The 16765-nt window shown below is 60.1% G+C and carries 13 protein-coding genes and 1 pseudogene; 7 read left to right on the top strand and 7 right to left on the bottom strand.

The window, feature by feature from the left end; all coding sequences use genetic code 11:
• Positions 1-633: 633 nt before the first annotated feature.
• The 3 genes from H7C86_RS34995 to H7C86_RS34985 form a co-directional block, all read right to left on the bottom strand.
• Complete coding sequence (locus tag H7C86_RS34995; RefSeq protein ID WP_182263320.1) at positions 634-846, bottom strand: hypothetical protein; 213 nt, start codon at positions 844-846, stop codon at positions 634-636.
• 252 nt (positions 847-1098) lie between these two features.
• Positions 1099-1929: a nucleotidyl transferase AbiEii/AbiGii toxin family protein gene (locus tag H7C86_RS34990; RefSeq protein WP_182263319.1), complete on the bottom strand. Its 831-nt coding sequence runs from the start codon at positions 1927-1929 to the stop codon at positions 1099-1101.
• Positions 1907-2998: a helix-turn-helix domain-containing protein gene (locus H7C86_RS34985; protein ID WP_182263318.1), complete on the bottom strand. Its 1092-nt coding sequence runs from the start codon at positions 2996-2998 to the stop codon at positions 1907-1909. The genes H7C86_RS34990 and H7C86_RS34985 overlap by 23 nt, the downstream gene beginning before the upstream one ends.
• Positions 2999-3583: 585 nt before the next feature.
• Between H7C86_RS34985 and H7C86_RS34980 the strand changes: the two genes are divergently transcribed.
• The 4 genes from H7C86_RS34980 to H7C86_RS34965 all read left to right on the top strand — a co-directional run bounded on the left by H7C86_RS34980 (position 3584) and on the right by H7C86_RS34965 (position 7121).
• Entirely contained in the window at positions 3584-3745 is a 162-nt protein-coding gene (locus H7C86_RS34980) for a VOC family protein (RefSeq protein WP_182263317.1), read from the top strand.
• 549 nt (positions 3746-4294) lie between these two features.
• Entirely contained in the window at positions 4295-5515 is a 1221-nt protein-coding gene (locus H7C86_RS34975; protein ID WP_182263316.1) for an SAVED domain-containing protein, read from the top strand.
• Between the two features lie 48 nt (positions 5516-5563).
• Complete coding sequence (locus H7C86_RS34970; RefSeq protein WP_182263315.1) at positions 5564-6715, top strand: nucleotidyltransferase; 1152 nt, start codon at positions 5564-5566, stop codon at positions 6713-6715.
• The gene (locus tag H7C86_RS34965) at positions 6696-7121 is read left to right on the top strand and encodes a hypothetical protein (protein ID WP_182263314.1); all 426 of its coding nucleotides are present in this window, start codon (positions 6696-6698) and stop codon (positions 7119-7121) included. The genes H7C86_RS34970 and H7C86_RS34965 overlap by 20 nt, the downstream gene beginning before the upstream one ends.
• A gap of 70 nt (positions 7122-7191) precedes the next feature.
• On the opposite strand, the gene H7C86_RS34960 is transcribed toward H7C86_RS34965, so the two are convergent.
• Positions 7192-7560 (bottom strand): GIY-YIG nuclease family protein, encoded by a 369-nt coding sequence (locus H7C86_RS34960; protein ID WP_182263313.1) that lies wholly within the window; start codon positions 7558-7560, stop codon positions 7192-7194.
• Between the two features lie 89 nt (positions 7561-7649).
• On the opposite strand from H7C86_RS34960, the gene H7C86_RS34955 reads away from it, so the two are divergent.
• A complete protein-coding gene (locus tag H7C86_RS34955; RefSeq protein ID WP_182263312.1) occupies positions 7650-8348 on the top strand; it encodes a hypothetical protein in 699 nt (232 codons plus the stop codon).
• 405 nt (positions 8349-8753) lie between these two features.
• On the opposite strand, the gene H7C86_RS34950 is transcribed toward H7C86_RS34955, so the two are convergent.
• From H7C86_RS34950 to H7C86_RS34940, 3 genes and pseudogenes are all read right to left on the bottom strand, one after another.
• On the bottom strand, positions 8754-8933 hold the full coding sequence (locus tag H7C86_RS34950; protein ID WP_182263311.1) for a hypothetical protein: 180 nt from the start codon (positions 8931-8933) through the stop codon (positions 8754-8756).
• Positions 8934-9477: 544 nt separating this feature from the next.
• Positions 9478-9981, bottom strand: coding sequence for a hypothetical protein (locus H7C86_RS34945; protein WP_182263310.1), 504 nt, complete (start codon positions 9979-9981; stop codon positions 9478-9480).
• 79 nt (positions 9982-10060) lie between these two features.
• A pseudogene (locus tag H7C86_RS34940) lies at positions 10061-13837 on the bottom strand (P-loop NTPase fold protein); the annotation flags it as partial.
• A gap of 109 nt (positions 13838-13946) precedes the next feature.
• On the opposite strand from H7C86_RS34940, the gene istA reads away from it, so the two are divergent.
• Together istA and istB are read left to right on the top strand one after the other, a co-directional pair.
• Positions 13947-15182: an IS21 family transposase gene (gene istA, locus H7C86_RS34935; RefSeq protein ID WP_084325626.1), complete on the top strand. Its 1236-nt coding sequence runs from the start codon at positions 13947-13949 to the stop codon at positions 15180-15182.
• The gene (gene istB, locus H7C86_RS34930; RefSeq protein ID WP_084325106.1) at positions 15182-15967 is read left to right on the top strand and encodes an IS21-like element helper ATPase IstB; all 786 of its coding nucleotides are present in this window, start codon (positions 15182-15184) and stop codon (positions 15965-15967) included. Before istA ends, istB begins: the two co-directional genes overlap by 1 nt.
• The last annotated feature ends 798 nt before the right edge of the window (positions 15968-16765 follow it).

Below are 16765 nucleotides of genomic sequence, written 5' to 3'. Positions count from 1 at the left end.
GATCAACCGGTCGCACACAAATGACAGTGTGTGCATGAGACCCGGGATGGTTCAATCTCAGTTGACGAGGGAAAACTACGCGGTTCCAGATGGCCCTTCCCTCGATGCGAGCGCCCTTGATTCGGAGCCCGTTTGGGTCGAAGGCTTTCACGGTCGCTTCGGGCAGGGTGAGGACGCGTCTGATGGCGTTTGCAGGGATTACCCGCTTAGAGGGCCATAGATAGGCATTATTTGGGTTGAGGAAGGGTGGACGGGCATTGCCCGTTAGATCAAGTTCTTTGCCCGTTTCGGCGTGCCTTATCAGCCGTCTGACCCAGTAGTCTTCGTTTGCGTCCGGCACGGTGTCCTCTTCTGGTGTGGGCCTGCGTGTCCCGTGCAGGAGTGTTTGACGTGTCGATTGTGCAGGTAGGCGGCTTTCTTTGGGCTGGCGGGTGTCGATGATGGAGGGGGATGCTGAAACGGCAGGACACTCGGCTGACGTTGTTGGCTGGCCGAACAGGTTGGAGAACCGAGACCTTGGCCTTCTGGGCACCACCACGAACCGTCGAACGAGAGAGTTCCATGACCGCCTGTGGACCAGGGGCCACCGTGTTAGCAATTGCGGCTGTTATCCCGCGATGGCGAGCACGTTGGCTACGACTCGGGCGGGGAGCCGTTGAGGTGGGTGAAGAACTTGGTAAGTTCGGCCGGCCAGATCACCTCGGAAGCTATTTGAGCTGCACGGATTTCATCGGAATCCGCGCCGGTGATCGCAGGTGAATCGAGGTGTGCCCGCATCCACCGCTCGATTCGTTCCCATTGCTGTGTTACGGATCCCGGCGGTGTCGAGTATTTCGTGGGGCTCATTGCGTGCTCCTGAGTTGTTTATGTTGATCGTTACAGCAGTTACAGAACCGGCGCAAAACTCACGTCGAAGTTTGAATGAGACTGCGTCGGTCGGAACCCGGAGAGTGCACCGCGTCACTGTCGTCGTCGGCGAGCCGGGGCAACGGCATTATCAGCGTGGGAAGGTCCAACCGCTCGATGCGGAGGACTGGAGTGTTCTCAATCCCGAGTGTTCAGGTGTCCGCGCCATACACTTCGCGAAGTGATATTAAGTCAATCGCCCAGTGCTGCTATCAGTTCAGCGGCGAGGACTGAGGTGTAAGTCGCGACTTGTGTTGGGTTGCCGATGCCTTCTTCGGCTCTGCCGGCCATGACGGATCCGGTTGCGGTGGGGCTCGCGAACAGCTCGCCGATCCATTCGAGTGCTTGCCCGGTGGTCTCTGTACTGATCGGGTCGGCGAGAAGACTGCGGAACGCGGCCGCGAGGACCTCCGTCTCCTCCTCAGCTACCAGCATTCGGTAGAAGTCGTGCGCGTCTTTGTTCTGCAACCGGCCCGGTGAGCCCAGCCGTTCGTGGATCTTGTGGACTTTCGCCACCATCAGTGCTGCTGATCCTGCGACGAGGACGTCGCAGGATCGAGCATCGTTCTCGTCGAGGGCGGTGATGGTCATCAGGCCGTTATCCACAATGCAGCCTTCAAGACCGACCGCTACCCGCATCGCCATTTTGTCGTGAGGTGGGAGCCGAGGTGTTCTCCCTTTCGTGTTTTGTCGATTGGATAGGCCATGGGGGACCATCAGGTCGACAGGAATTCCGTCTGCATTGACCCAGGCTCCGGGTTGTCCGTTTACGTTCAGGTAGAAGCCGGCCCGGCTCATTGCGTCCTCGAGATGCGGGTCGTCTTTGAGATTGCGGGGGTTGAGTGCGAGGTCGCTGTCTTTGGTGGATTCCGCCAGAGCTACCAGCGCCGCACCGCTTCGCAGGTACACGGCCTGTGCACCGATCACGATCAGTGCATCTCGGTGTTGGTCGAGTGCTTCGAGCGCGTCGAGCAGCGCGCTGCGTGCTTGCACGAGGAGGTTATCGCCGCCAGGCTGATTCATGAGCTCGCATCCATTCTATGAGTTCTTCGCCTTCGACTGGATTACGTCCGGGCCCGGACAGGAGATCGACGGCGACCTGCTCGATCGCAGCGATCGTGTACCCGTCCTTGGTCTGTGAGGTGCCGTCGAAAACCACCGGGTATTCCGGTTCGCCCAGGATCACATTCGCCGCCTCCGCTGTGGAGTCGTCCACCGGGCGCAGACGCCACCGCATCGCGGCTTCGGCTACGTTCTCGGCGTAGATCAATGCGGCACGCGCTGGTGCGTACGGTGCCCACTGTGCGGCAGCAATAGATCCGGTGACCGCGTATCGAAAGTTTGGGTTGTCTTGCTGTGCAATTTTTTTCAGTAAGGAAGGAAGTCCTCTAGGTTCGATGAACCGGTATGTCTGGGTGTTCTCGACGAAGCTGTAGTCGCGACTCCATCTCCGCAGTAGCCGCGGCCAGTCGGTGACCGTGAATCTCTTGTCCGCAGTTTTGGCGACCAGTTCCTCCTCCTGGAGGTATTCGAGGACCCGATACGTTGCACCGGTCGACACTCCGGAGCTTTCGACGAGTTCGCGGGCCGACCACATTCTGTTCTCGGCGGCCAACGTCCGGACAAGCCTCGCTGCGGGCTCACCCTTGAGGGTCACCCTAGGCCGACCCGGTCCACGGTTCGGGTCATGGCTCAGCCCCCGATCACGCAGCACGAGTGCCGGCCGCCTCGCGGTGACCATCACGTTGCCCGTTGTGTCAACGTACGACAGGTTCAGTTCACGCAGAATCTCTTGAAGGGGAGGGGAGATGTATTGGGCCATCACCACTCCCATGGCGGGGGTGCCTTCGGTGGCTTCGCCGAGTCGCCGCGCCAGCACGCCGATGTCGCGTCGGTTCAGTGCGCGTTTGACCTCGACCATGAAGAGCGCCGTATCGCCGTCCGGTGTCAGTATCTTGAGTTCGCCGTCTACGCCGCGGTACCGGTCGCCGGAGTATGCCCCTGCCTGGGCATTCCAGTCGTCGGGTAGGAGGTTCCGGAGCAGGTCTGTGCATAGGCGGAGAATATTCCGCTCGTTGATCGTTGCCGACATTCCACTACCTCCTGTGTTCTCGAATAATACCATGTTCCGCTGTCAGGCGGACTTTGGATATTTCGCGAACAAACAGGGGAGTAGACGGGTTCCGGAGCGATTCGCTGGTCGACTTCCTTGCGTTCTAGGTATGGCTGAATTCCGGATGTTAGCGGAACGACATATTTTCCCGAACCGCGCGCTCGCTCTTCTTGTCGACATGGATAGAGGCTTCGCCCAGCCAAATGCCGGTTGCAGTCGGTGTTCAAGCTAGTCGCGAAAACACATCCATGAGTTGACGTGGTAAATCTTGCCTTCCCACGTGGCGAGCACAATGTCGATCGATCGAATCGTGGTTGTTGCTCCGTGGTAGCGCGATGGGGCGCGCACGTCAGAGAGTTTCGGACACGACGTTCTGAATCGAATTGGAGACGATGGAGATCCGAGTATTGACGGCTGATCGGTGCACAGTGCGAGTGCGGCAGCGAACCTGGTCAGGGTGAAGAGCTGCGATTCATCGATCTCGTCAAGCGCGCCACGGTGGCGCGCTTGGGTTTCCAGATCAGCGAGAACTATCGGCCTCCGGGCTGGCCGGATCATCAGTAGGTGCCGACGCAGGGGCGCCTTGATATCAGCGTCCTGCGTGGGGAACTCGACTCCGCCATCGACTACGCAGTGTCGCTGAGTGCGCGTGTGGTCAGTGCTGAAGAGCGTGATGACGGTATGGTCGTTCTCGTAGACCCCGCCGGGCATCCTTCTCCCTACTGACTGCCGATTCGTGCGGCGAGCCCGCCAGCGACTCGAACCCCACTGGATAGCTCGGGACCTGGCGAGGTCCAGATCATGATCCATTCCGCTCTGGAGTTGCATCTCGAACCGTACGAAGGCTCGACGGCGGTCAACTAGTCCCAGAAAAGCGGTTCCGAGCCTGTACGCGCCGGCGGCCCGTCGGTAGGCGCGCTCTGGGGAGAGGGCATCACCGACATGGTGTCGTCTTGCCGGCACCGGACGGGCAGAGGATCGCGACGTGGCTGACGCGCGATAACGACGGGTTCCATCGCGTGCGCGGCGGCGCGAGCTGACTAACACAGTCCCTACCCGAAAACTACATTTAGGGGGGAATTGGATTGCATGCACAACATGTTGGGTAGAAGCGGCGTGTCGCGCCTGAAATGTCATTGCTGCGACGTAAGATGTGGACGCAGAGAAAACCTCGACTGCAACATTCATCGAACATGTGTTCGTAACCAAGAACTCCGCAACTGAGGCCGAAAGGCTGCCCGTCGCTTGCGAGCACGAAAGCATAGGAACCTCGCGATGCCCAAGACCTCTGACTCGAAGAATTTCGACACCATGGATGGCTCTAAGCCAATCCCAGCTGTGGACGGCGAGGGGAAGCGCGTGGACGTTACCGACCTTGATGCAAGGCGGGTGTGGGTCGCTGCAGGAGGGCGGTGCACCTTCTGCAAGGAGTTTCTCGCCGAGGACGAGACCACCGGCCAGTTTGTATTCACGGGACAGTTGGCCCACATCGTGGGCGCCACCAAGCAGAAGGGATCGCCGCGCGGCGAGAGCTCCAAGACACCTAAGCAGCGCGCGATGCCGGAGAACCTGATGCTTTTGTGCTCTGGCGAGCACAAGGTCATCGACACCTTCGAGCACTGGTCCACCTATGGCGAGGAGCAGCTCCTCGCTTTCAAGCAGCAGCACGAGCGGGACGTCCGGGAGCTGACCGGGCTGTTGCGCAAGCCCAAGAGCACCGTGATCCGCGTGTCGGGGAACGTCCGGGATCACGCAGTCGACTTCAGCAAGCAGGCCGTTATCCGGGCTCTCCTGGGGGAGCAACGGTTCCCCGACTTCAGTCTTCACGACGATAGCCAGAACTGTGAGGTCGACCTGCGCCCCCACGATGGTGAGGACGACAGCGACGACACCTACTGGAAATCGACCAACCTCACGCTTAAGAAGCGCCTTCGACCGCTGAACAACCACCTGAAGACCAAGGAAATCGACCACATCTCGGTTTTCGCGCTCGCACGCATTCCGATCCTCGTCCAGCTTGGCGTCCTGCTCGACGACATCACCAACGTCACCGTCCACAACCGTCGCCGCGGAAGCGGGGAAGGATGGGGCTGGTACGAGGAGGGCCGAAGCAAGGACCTCACGTTCGGCGTGACCGAGGTCCCCGGGAAGGGCGATCCGGTCGTCACCTTCAGTATCAGTGGACCGGTAGATCTCGATGCGCTCCCGGTGGAGTTGCAAGGTAAGCCTCGCTACGACATCCGAGCCGAAGGCGTGAAGCTCCATCCCAAGATCCTGCAGAGCTCCGAGGATCTTGAGGCCCTCATCGACAGGTGGCGGGAAGTTCTCGCGACCCTCGAAGCGGACCACCGCAACCGGCCGATCAGCCTCGTCCTGGCTGTGTGCGCCGCCGCCGCGGTCGAGATCGGCCGCGCCCACATGACAGGAGCCCACGCTCCGCTCCGGGTATTCGACCGTATCAACAACACGTACGTCCTGGCTTTGGAAACAAGTTGAAGACCCCGCAAGCGCCACCGCCGCCGAGCCGACCGAAAGTAGTCGTACATGACCATCCTCGCCGACAGCAGAGAAGCACAGATCTCGCAGCTCCTCGGAACCACCATCGAGCAACTCGATATCACCGACGCTGCCTTCAGCGCTGCTGAAAGCTGCTACTTGGACCTCGGTGACCATCTCTCCCAGGCAAACGCGCAGGTTTATGTCCAGGGCAGTTTCATGCTCGGTACAGTCGTGCGCCCGCACCACCGCAACGGCGAGTACGACCTGGATCTCGTGTCCCAACTTGACGTCGCGAAGACTTCGACCACGCAGCAGGAACTCAAAAACAGGGTCGGCGCACTGCTCGACGGCTACCGCGAGGAGCATGACGGTGAGGCCTGCGAGAGCCCCGGCGAAGTCTCCGAAGGCCGACGCTCGTGGTGTCTGCACTATGGCAACTTCCACATGGATGTGCTGCCCGCCATTCCGGACGCCGCTTCCCCGTCGGCGACCGCGATCGAGCTCACGGACCGCAACCTACGGAACTGGCAGAAGTCCAACCCGCTGGCCTACGTGGAGTGGTTCCGTACTCAGTGCGCCAAGCAGTTCGAGGAAGAACGCGCCATACTGGCCAGTTCTTACGGCTCGGTCGACGCGGTGCCCAAGCATCGGGTGCGCACCCCGCTCCACCGCGTCGTGCAGATCCTCAAGCGACACAGGGACATCTACTTCGCCAGCGACCTCGATGACCGGCCACCGTCCAGCCTCATCACGACCCTTGCCGGCCAGGGATACGAGGGCGAAACAGATCTCGTCGACGCGACCATGAGCGCAGTACAGCGAATGCCCGAACACATCGAAAGGCGCAGCGGGCGTTACTGGGTGGAAAACCCTGCCTGTGGCGGCGAAAACTTCGCCGACAAGTGGAACGAGTACGAGACTCGACGTCTGAAGTTCGAAGGCTGGAGAGCGGCTGTCGAGCGCGATCTCAACGATTTTCTCCTGGAGACCAAGGGGGCAGTCGCGCTCCACCAGCGGATGGCGAAGGCGTTTGGCAACGCACCGGTCGAAGAGGCCCTGAAGACGCTCGGCGCACGGACCAACGTCGCCCGGGAGAACGGGAATGTCCACTTCACAACTGGCGGTCTTCTCACAACCGCAACGACGGCGACCGCTGTCCCGGCACACAGGTTTTTCGGTGGCGAAACCACACGGTAGGCAGCTGACCATCACTCAACAAGCCGTTCGTCTGCGGCAGCAGTTTCCCGACGATCCGGCACCTGTAGTGAAGGCCGGCGCCTTTGTCTGGTCAGTCACTCTGCAACCAACACCGATGAGCGTTCATTACAAAGTAGGGATTCAGTACAAGCATCGGCAGCGCCCGAGGGTGAAGGTCTTGACCCCAGCGCTCGAAACACGCCCGCGCGAATCGCTGCCCCACGTCTACCCGGGCAACGAGCTCTGTCTGTACTACCAGAACGAGTTCGTCGGCTCTGAACACTTCATCGCCAACACCATCGTCCCGTGGGTAAGCGAGTGGCTGTACTTCTACGAACACTGGATGTCTACTGGTTGTTGGCTTGGAACCGAAGCGCCGCATGGGCCCGGTATCACGAAGCGGTAGTTCGCTCACCAGTGATCGATGGGGGCGCTCCGCAGGCGTTCGGGTACATCACCGGCCTCACGGACGGGTACTAAGGATCAGACAAATCTCGTCCTCGTCGACGAGCACGACGCGGTCGGTGGGTCCGGTAGTGCTCGGTGTCGAGTAGGAGCCCGGCGAGGGTGCGGCGGAGGGTGGACTGTCCGCTGTGGCGCAGGTGGTTCCTGACGACGCGCCGGCGCAGGTTCGTGGCGAGACCGACATAGAGCAGCCGTATCCCGGTGTTGGCAGGGTGCGTGGGGCCGGGGAGCTGAGGAAACACCTCTGGAGCTGCCCACCACGAGTACAAGCCCGATGCTGAGGGGAGAGCCGACAGGTCGTCGAGCGCGCGGGTGGAGAGACTGAGCGCGGTGATGGTGCCGGCCGCATCGAGCGGTGTCGCTGGCGAGGAGGTGTGCATGGCAGTTAGTGTGCCGCGTGACCGGCTGGCATGCCCGGCCCCTCGGTTCCGCCGGCGCTGGACCGGGCTGCGCGATCTACTATTCGCAGGTGGAGGAATTTGATCCAGCTTTGTATGGATGGAGCGATGGGCAGGGGACGGCTGCATTCCTCGAGTGGTGTTTCGCGCGTTCCGACATCGCTGCGTTCCAGCACCTGACTGCGCGGTGGTCGACAGAGGCAATCGACAAGATGTGGGCTGTGATCAACCGGCGCCCCGCAACTGGAGACGAGCCCGACCCGATCGATATTCTTTTCAGCCAACTGCACGATGTGATGCCGCACGACTACGACTGGATGCTGCGTTCGGCAACTGTGAAGGACTCGGTGACGGCGTTCGAGGTGTATCTCGAATCGGCGGCAGCGGAAATGCTGTATCAACACCACCTCGAGTGGGACGTTCGAGCGAATCGATCGGTGAATTGGGGGGTACTCAGGTCGTTCTACACCCATCTCGGCGTGGACGTCGACACGGACGAGGTACGACTGATTCGCGATCTGCGCCACACCCTGGTGCATCGACGCGGAGCGCTGAGAACAGAAGACGATCGAGAGCAGTTCCGTACGCGTGACGGACTTATCGTGGATCTGGATCTCGACTACGTACAGCAGTCGACCAGCGTGTTGGCGAAGGTTGTCCAGGCAGTGGAGCAGGCGGTGGTGCCCTACGTGCTCACATCACGTCGTGATCCGAGCCTCGCAGATGTAGTCGGAGTACGTCCGCGTACGAGAGGCCGTGCGGTTCAGTAGATTCCTCGCACCTTAGTGAGGTGGTGTTTGAGGAATTCGAGTTTTATGACCTCGGTCTGCTGCAACCTGGCGAAAGCGCCCTGCAGATATGTGTTGATGGCGGTGTTGGCGTATGGGGAGCGGCGAGGTTGGCGTTCACTTTGAGTTGGGCGATGGTGCCGGGTGGCGCGAGCGTCGTTTTGTGGTGTTGACCTGCGGTGATGGCATGTCCCCGGGGTGGTTGTTGGGGGTGTGTGGTGCGCCGGCGGTTTTAGGGTGCCGGCGGGGTGCTCGGGGGAGTGGCGCGCGCCGGGCGGCGGGGTGTAGTCCGGTTTTCTAGGTGGTTCCGAATGATGCTGCATGTCAGCCGATTTGGGTATGATCTGGCTTTCGGTGGGGACCAACTCCGCCAGGGGGGATGTCGTGTCACACAGTCTTGGCGGTACTGCTCAGGCTGTCGTCGAATGAGATTGAGGTGATGGTTCCGTCGTCGTTGCTGGCGGGTCGATGACTCGGCCGGACGATGGATGTGAGTTCGTAGTCGGCGATTGGGTTGTTGTCGCGGTAAGTCATCCAGCGCGTGAGCAGTCCTGTCTCGGAGTCCATGGTCAGCGTTCCGTGTTGGGTGCTGTCGTGTGTGTGTGTGTGTGTGTGCGAGGTGGATGAGGTAGCCGGTGGGCGTTGATTCTGTTCGGGCGATCTTGAAGTTGTCGCGTTTGGCGGCCCCAGATTGGGAGGTCGAGTGGGTAGCACAGGCGGATGGCGGGTGGTACGAGGCCGGTGGTGGGGGATTTCGCTTCGTGGACGGTTTCACCTGCGCGGTTGAAGTGGGTGTAGAGGCCGTTCTGGTTCGTTTCTGCTGTTCCGGTGGCGAGGTCGGTAATGGACCATGTCCGGTGGATGGTGTTGGTGGTGAAGTCGAATTTCTGTGACGCCGCGGTCGTCGGTTCGTCGTGATCGCGCGACGACGGTGCCGATGTGGTGGACGTCGAGGAGGTGGGCCAGAGCTTCGAGGGTGGTTGCCAGTTCGTTTGCCATAGTATTTCGTCTCTTCTTGACTGCCGAGTTCGTCTACGGACCCTGATACAACAAGAGTCGTCCTCGCCCAATAGGCAAGGACGACTCTTGTTGTATCGGTACCGACTGTAAGTTAACGGCCTGAGAGGTTTTTGATCTCTCGTGCCGGTTCAGGTTCCGTTGTAGGCCACATCTGAATGAGATAGTCCTCGACGGGGTCACCGACGAGGGGGCCATCGTATTCGATGTCGCGGCCGCAGGCGTAGATCCGAACGCGGTAGCGGTGTTTACCTGGGGGCGTGAGGGTTTGGCCGGGTGTCTCGGGGATGGCCTGATCGAAGCCGCCGGAGTAGAAATGCCAGACAACGACGCCGCCGGGGTTGTCGTAGAACAAGTCCCCTTCGACGGCATCTTCCCATTCGGCATCTACGTACGGGGGCGGTGAGTCGTGCATTTCCAGTGCGAGGTTGACCGGCCCTACCCGTATTCCGACTCCTACCCGGATGGACTGTCCGCCGAATACCGCAAGGGTGAATTCGGGATAGACACCGTCGGGGATGCTGTCGGACTGGACCGGGTCGATGTGGAATTGGTTGTAGTCCGTTTTGACCACCGACTGGAACCGTTCGACAAGCATCAGGACTCCTTTCTACTCGCCCTTGAGGATTGACCCGTGAGGTTCGGCCGCTGAGTTCGCGGCGGGTGTGTGCTCTGGTCTAGTTGAGTTCGCGGCGGGCGGCTTCCCAGGCGTTTCGTTGGTTTCGGTCGCGGGGTTTTGCCGCGATCTTGTTGCGGGCTGCGGTGCGGGCTGTTTCATTGATGGCGAGTGAGGCGGCGAGAGTGGCGGACGCTGTGGGGTCGTGGCGTTCACGGATCCATTTGACGAGGGCAAGTACGGCGATGTCGGTGATTCGTTCTCGGTGAGTGTCGCATTGGATGCCCCCGCTGACGAGGTTGCGGGCATGGGCGACGTCACCGACTGAGTTGTTTAGGGCTGTTTCGAGGCTGGCATACAGGTGGTCGGCGGATGGTCCGGTGAACGGGGCGAGGAGCGCGGCCCATGTTGTGTGGAGGGCGTGGATATCGCCGGTCAGTTGACTGTCGATGTGCGTTTTCAGGGATTCCGAGTATTCGTCTGGGTACTGCCGGGCGACGTGTGTCGTCAGTTGTCGTAGGTGTGCGGGGGTTACTTCTCCGCTGAGGTTTTCGTTGTCAGTGAGGATGCGCACGAACTGGTGCATGGCCGCTGTGGTGTCGGGTTCCTGTGCAATGGAGTTGGTAACCGCACGTTCGAGATCAGGGGCTTGCAGCGCAGTTCGTGTCGCTTCGGAGAGGGGGAGTGCGCCTACGACGCGTTCTAGGTTGTCGGGGGTGTTCCCGGCGGCGAGCAAGTCGACGAGTGCGTTGCGTAGGCCCACCGCGAGTTGCGGTGGGATCGGCGGCGTCGGAACGGCATCAGCGAGTCGACGAGCAAGTGCGGAGTAGTCGGAGTCGGAAACTGAGGCTGCCTGCTGGGCGAGTAGTTGTAGGGCGTTGTCCTGTACGGAGGCTGGCCAAGGCAGGCTGGCGATCGCGGTGCTGGCGACTGCTTGGCTTCCGTTGTAGGAGTAGAGACTTCGGTAGGAGTCGAGTACCGTTGCCGCATCTGTCTGCGTAGTGTCGGCGGTCGTAAAGACTACGTGAATGGCATCGGTGGCACGCTGGGTAGCGATTGGGTCTGCATACGTTATCTGTCCGCGATGGCTTTGCAGCAGTGCCGGGATCCACGAAGCTCCGACGGCGGTATTGAGTACTACTGGGGTGGTAGTGGTGTATGCGGTGAAGCTTTCTTCATTCGCGGAGGGCAGTGATGCTGTCACGAGGGCGTCACGCAAGGCTGTCGCTGTTGTGTCATCGAGTTCGTCCAAATAGGGTGCGATGGTGCCGAGTGTGGACTGGGCGGTGGTGTTTGCGATTGATCCGTCTTCGTTCCATGCTGCGATGAACTCTGCGGCGAGGGTGGACCCAGCTGCCGGATCTGCCTGCATGAGATCGGACAGCAATGCGCCAAACGGCGGCCTCGGGTCCTCCCCTCGCTGAGATTTCAGGAGTGCGACGCCGAAGCGGGCAGCTATGACAGTGACGGTGACGGGCTCATCCGCGATTGTGACCTGATTGCTGGGGGCGTGGGTGACCGCAGAGTGCATGATCTGTAGCGCTGCCATTTTGGTGTCAGGCGTGATCGACGGGAGTAGCGTGCCGTCGTCGGTGAGGCTTCCTTGGAGGATCGCTTGGGTGACCGCGGCAAGTTCCTGCGGTTCAGAGGATTCCCATGCTGTGAATCCGAGTGTGGCGAGTCGTCCAACTTCGGTTGCGGCATTTCTTCGGATGATTTTGGCGATCAGCCTGACTGCTTCTTCGCGCTCGGAAGGGCGGACCTGGTCGAAACTAGCTAGTGCTTTGTCAACCCAGGAGCGGGTGGCGTCGTCTTCGGTCCTGTCTATGCTCTGCAGGACAGCAACGCTCAAGGTTGCGTGGAGGTCAGGTGCAGGAGATGCATCGAGCGTGTCGAACCACGATTCGAATTCGTCGTAGCCGCTGTGCCCGAGGTGCTGTATTCGGCTCTCCAGAAAGGATGTGACGGTGTCTGCCCCGAGAATCGCTGCGAGCTCACCGCGATGGGTGAGCACAGTGAGATCTCGAGATGCTGATTGTTCGTCGGGAATTGTGTCGCCCCCAAGCAGGTATCTGCCGACCGTGCGTGCGAGAGGGGGCTCTGAGGTGCATCTGGCAAGCTCGACCAGCCCTTCGAGTTGTGGCCTCGTGCATGTGCTGTTCGAGAGTGATCCAGCGAAAGCATTTGCGAGCGGAACTCGCCGCTGCTGGGGTATCTGATCGACGATGTGGGTGATCGCGCCAAGTGTGTTGGCTAGTTCGATGTCGTATGCATTTTCGAGTGTGTCGACGATGAGCGGTACGAGTCCGTCGAGGTGGGTGGAGTCTTCATCTGAGGACATACGCGAGAGGAGTTGGCGCAGGCCGGCGACTTGATTGTTGACGAGCAATGTATGGGCTTCTCGTGCGTCACGACTCCCGACGAGTCGGTCGATCTCGTCCTGTCCGAGGTAGATGAAAGGCAGGAGATCGTCGACGGTATGGACGAATCCGCTTGTCCTACTGACGTACCGCGAAAGATCGGCGTACCACGACGCTTCGATATTGATTCCGCGGGACGTTAGGTCCTCCGTGCTGCCGGTGCGGGCGGACTCCGCGAGATGGGTGAGAAGGCTGGTGTCCGACCGGAGGATTTCGAAAAACTCAGGAAAGTCGACCTTCAGCACCGTCATTTGGGCGAGAGTGCGTGGATGTGATGTGACTTCGCCTGGGGTAATGGAACGGATTCGTTGGTGACTCTCCCGCTGGGACGCCAATCGGTAGTCGCCGAAGAAGGCGTTAACGAGTCGAATGACGTGGCGGGGGTCTGTAACTGTGTCGTGGATGAGGACGGCGAGTGTGCTGTCGAGTTCATCCCCAAGAGCTCTGGCGCCGGCGTGGCCGGCATTGGTGAGGAGTTCGTGCGAGTAGCCGCGGAGATCGCGCCGGGAGTGTGGCGGCATAAGTTGGCGCTGGACGAACAGTCGGTCGAGGTAGGCCTTTGCTGCAGCGCGCTCGCCGTTGGGACTTGAGGCGAGGCCGGGGTGCGCCTTGATGACCGCGTCGCGAATAACGGATTCGTCGGCCGAGACAATGAAGATGGGGCGTTTGTCGGACGGGCACGTGAGTTGAAAGCTACGGATCGCGTTGAGTGTTTCGAGGACTTCGTTGGAGGACAACCTGTCGATGTCGTCGATAGCGATCACGACGTTCTTCTTTACTGCTTTGATCAGTTCAGCGAAGGCACGTTCGAACTCGTCTGCTGCTTCCACTCGCGGGCGGGTCACAGTGTTCTGTCCGGGCCGGAGCCAAGAGGCTATCCATGTTTTGCCGCTACTGACCGACCAGAGTGTGTAGACGCTCGGTGCGATGATTGCCGTGAACCCGGCGGCAATGGTCACCCACGTCCAAATGGTCTGGGTTATGTCGATTCCCAGGAGAAAGAGCACAAGGATGAGCAACAAGGCCGCAGTGACGATCCCTCCCGCCCAGAGGACGAGTCTCTTCAGATAACGTCCGCTGGCTTCGGTCAGTTTTCGGGCCCAGAGGAACAGTGGGGCAGTTGTGGGATCGATCGTCATCGAAGATCGAGAAAGTTCCAGTTCGCCGAGCAGATCTCCTGCGACTTTCTTGTCGATGCATTTTTCCTCGACCAGTTTTTCGGCTGCGGCGTAGATCAATGATCTGTGCAGTCCGGCGTTTTCGTGTCTTTCCGCTGAGATTCTGACCAGCGAGTGGTTGGGGTCGTCTTTGAGGTCTGCCTTCAGTAGTTCGATGACCGTACTTTTGCCGACGCCGAACGGGCCTAAGAGTCCGATCAGCAAGCGGCCGTGGGTTCGGCTTCGGAGCATGATCAAGAGGTTCTGCGCAACGTCATGGTGGCCGAATGTGTTGACGACGGTTGAAAACTAGTCCAGAAACGACGGTCCAAAACTAGACCACCCAACCAAGATTGAATGGGTGATCTCCATGGAAGACTGGGCATTGATCAGGCACCTCTATCACAGCGAAAAGCTGTCGAAACGTGCCATCGCTACCAAACTCGGCATTGCGCGTGACACTGTCACCAACGCCCTGACCAGCGAGGGTCCACCGAAATATCAGCGACCATCAGTCGACTCCGCGATCAGCGCCGTGGAACCGAAGATCAGGGCGCTGCTCACGCAGCACCCGACGATGCCGGCCACAGTGATCGCCGAACGCATCGGATGGGGCGGATCGATCAGCTGGCTACGCGAACGAGTCCGGGCAATCCGACCCGAATACGCCCCCGCCGACCCAGCAGACCGCCTCCAGCACGATCCGGGCCAGGTTGTGCAGTGCGATCTATGGTTTCCGCCGGCGTCGATTCCGCTCGGCGGAGACCAGTCCGGCGCCCCGCCGGTGCTCGTCATGGTTGCCGCGTTCTCCCGGTTCATCACCGCGACGATGCTGCCCAGTCGGGTCACCACGGACCTGGTCGCGGGCATGTGGCAGCTGCTCTCACAGGATCTCGGTGCGATCCCTCACCGTCTCTGGTGGGACAACGAGTCCGGTATCGGTCGCCGCGGCAGGCTGACGGAGCCGGTGACCGCATTCGTCGGAACGGTTGCCACGACACTGATCCAGCTCAAACCGTACGACCCCGAATCCAAAGGAATCGTCGAGCGCGCCAACCAATTTCTGGAAACCTCGTTCATGCCCGGTCGAACATTTCGTTCACCCGACGACTTCAACACCCAACTGGCCGACTGGCTCCCGATCGCGAATTCTCGGGTTGTCCGCCGGATCGGCGGTCGACCAATAGATTTGGTGTCCGTCGACACCGCGGCGATGTTGTCACTGCCGCCGGTTCCACCGCAGACCGCCGCATACTCGCAGATCCGACTGCCGCGGGACTACTACGTTCGGGTCCACGGAAACGACTACTCGGTAGACCCCTGGGCGATCGGACACCTGGTCGAGGTCGCTGCGGATCTGCGCCAGGTAGCGGTCACTCGTGAAGGACGAGTCCTCGCCGAGCACGAACGGCGATGGTCTCGGGGGCTGACCGTCACCGATCCACTACACGTGAAATCAGCCGCCAGGCTGCGAGAAAAATTCCAACAGCCGATGCCAGTTGCCGCCGGCGAGGACCGGTTGATGCGGGACCTGGGCGACTACGACCGAGCATTCGGAGTCGAATTCCCTTGTACTGCATCATGTAATGATGATTGGGTGCAGTGATGGGCGCTGTGGATCCACTCAAGGACATCGAGCACTACGCCCAGGTAATGAAGGCGCCGCGCATTCGGGAATCGGCAGCACGGCTAGCCGAGCAGGCCCGCAGCGACGGATGGAGCCACGAGGACTACCTTGCCGCCGTGCTGTCGCGAGAAGTCACGGCGAGGGAATCATCCGGCACTCAGAACCGGATCCGATTGGCCGGATTTCCGACACGAAAATCATTGGAGGAGTTCAACTTCGACTATCAACCGTCACTCAGTCGAGAAATGGTGGCATATCTGGGAACTGGAGTCTTCTTGACGCAGGCACGCAATGTGGTGCTTCTGGGGCCGCCGGGCACCGGCAAAACGCATCTGGCGATCGGGTTGGGAATCAAGGCCGCTCAGTCCGGACATCGGGTTGCATTCGCTACCGCCGTCGATTGGGTGGCCAGACTCAAGGCCGCGCACGCCGGAGGAAAGCTACCTGCAGAGTTGGCGCGGCTACGACAGATCGGGTTGATTCTCGTCGACGAAGTCGGCTACATCCCGTTCGAACAGGACGCTGCCAACCTGTTTTTCCAGTTCGTGTCATCTCGCTACGAGCATGCCTCACTGATTCTGACATCAAATCTGCCGTTCGGCCGGTGGGGTGACGTATTCGGCGATCAGGCAGTCGCTGCCGCGATGATCGACCGAATCGTCCATCACGCAGAGGTTTTGACGTTGAAAGGGGCGAGTTACCGACTCAGAAACACCGGGATCGATACGTTGCCGTCCGTGAGAGCGGACAACGCGGCACAATGAATACATCGGCGTGGTCTAGTTTCCGTCCGTCGCGAATGGACTAGGTTTCGACCGTCGTTCACAGAATGCGTCTCGTTCCTGATTGGTTATCGGCGCATCGGCGATGAACCATCGATCCACTTCTGCCACTACCGCTCCTAATTTCTTCACTAACTGGGCAAAAGAAGGTGATCTTATCCCGATTGGATCACTGGAACCGCGTTGTTTACGAATTCGGGAAAGTAGGTGTTAGTCGATTCCCTCATCAGATGGATTGTTCGGCGGTCGTCTTCGATGTGCGGGGTGTTCGTGCTCGGTGGTGTGGGGGAGTGGTGGCGCGTCGGGCGGGGTGTTGCGGGCTCGTTTTCGGGAGTTTTTGAATGTTGTTGTGTGTCAGTGGATTTCGGTATTCGTTTGATGTGTAGGAATTTTCGCAGGTTATGCAAGATAGGATTTTGTGCGACCTTGAATGTTGTTGCAGTGATGAGCGTTTCGGTGTTTTGTGTTTTCTGGTTGTTTTGCGGTTTGGTGGGTGGGGGTGTATGAGTGGGAGCATGATGATGACGAGGCAGTGGACGCGAGACGGGGCGCTTTCCCTGACCCTTCCCTCCTCCCCAGCCTCGTTCGGGTGTCGGGTACCGGTTCAGACGTTGCGATGAATTCGATTGTTGAGAACCAAGATTCGGAATTCAGAGGAGCGAAGCGACTCGATCGACGGCAACGGCACTCGACCCACTGCGAGTCGCGCAGCGGCTCCCTGGCGGGGAGCGAAGCGACTCGCTCCGTCTCCCGACGCGAAGCGTCGGGAGAGCGCCGCGG

Origin of the sequence: Rhodococcus sp. UFZ-B548 (genome assembly GCF_903819475.1) — a bacterium.
Taxonomy (GTDB): domain Bacteria; phylum Actinomycetota; class Actinomycetes; order Mycobacteriales; family Mycobacteriaceae; genus Rhodococcus_F; species Rhodococcus_F erythropolis.
The sequence above is the reverse complement of the archived record's forward strand: the minus strand, read 5'-3'. Positions and strand labels throughout refer to the sequence as shown.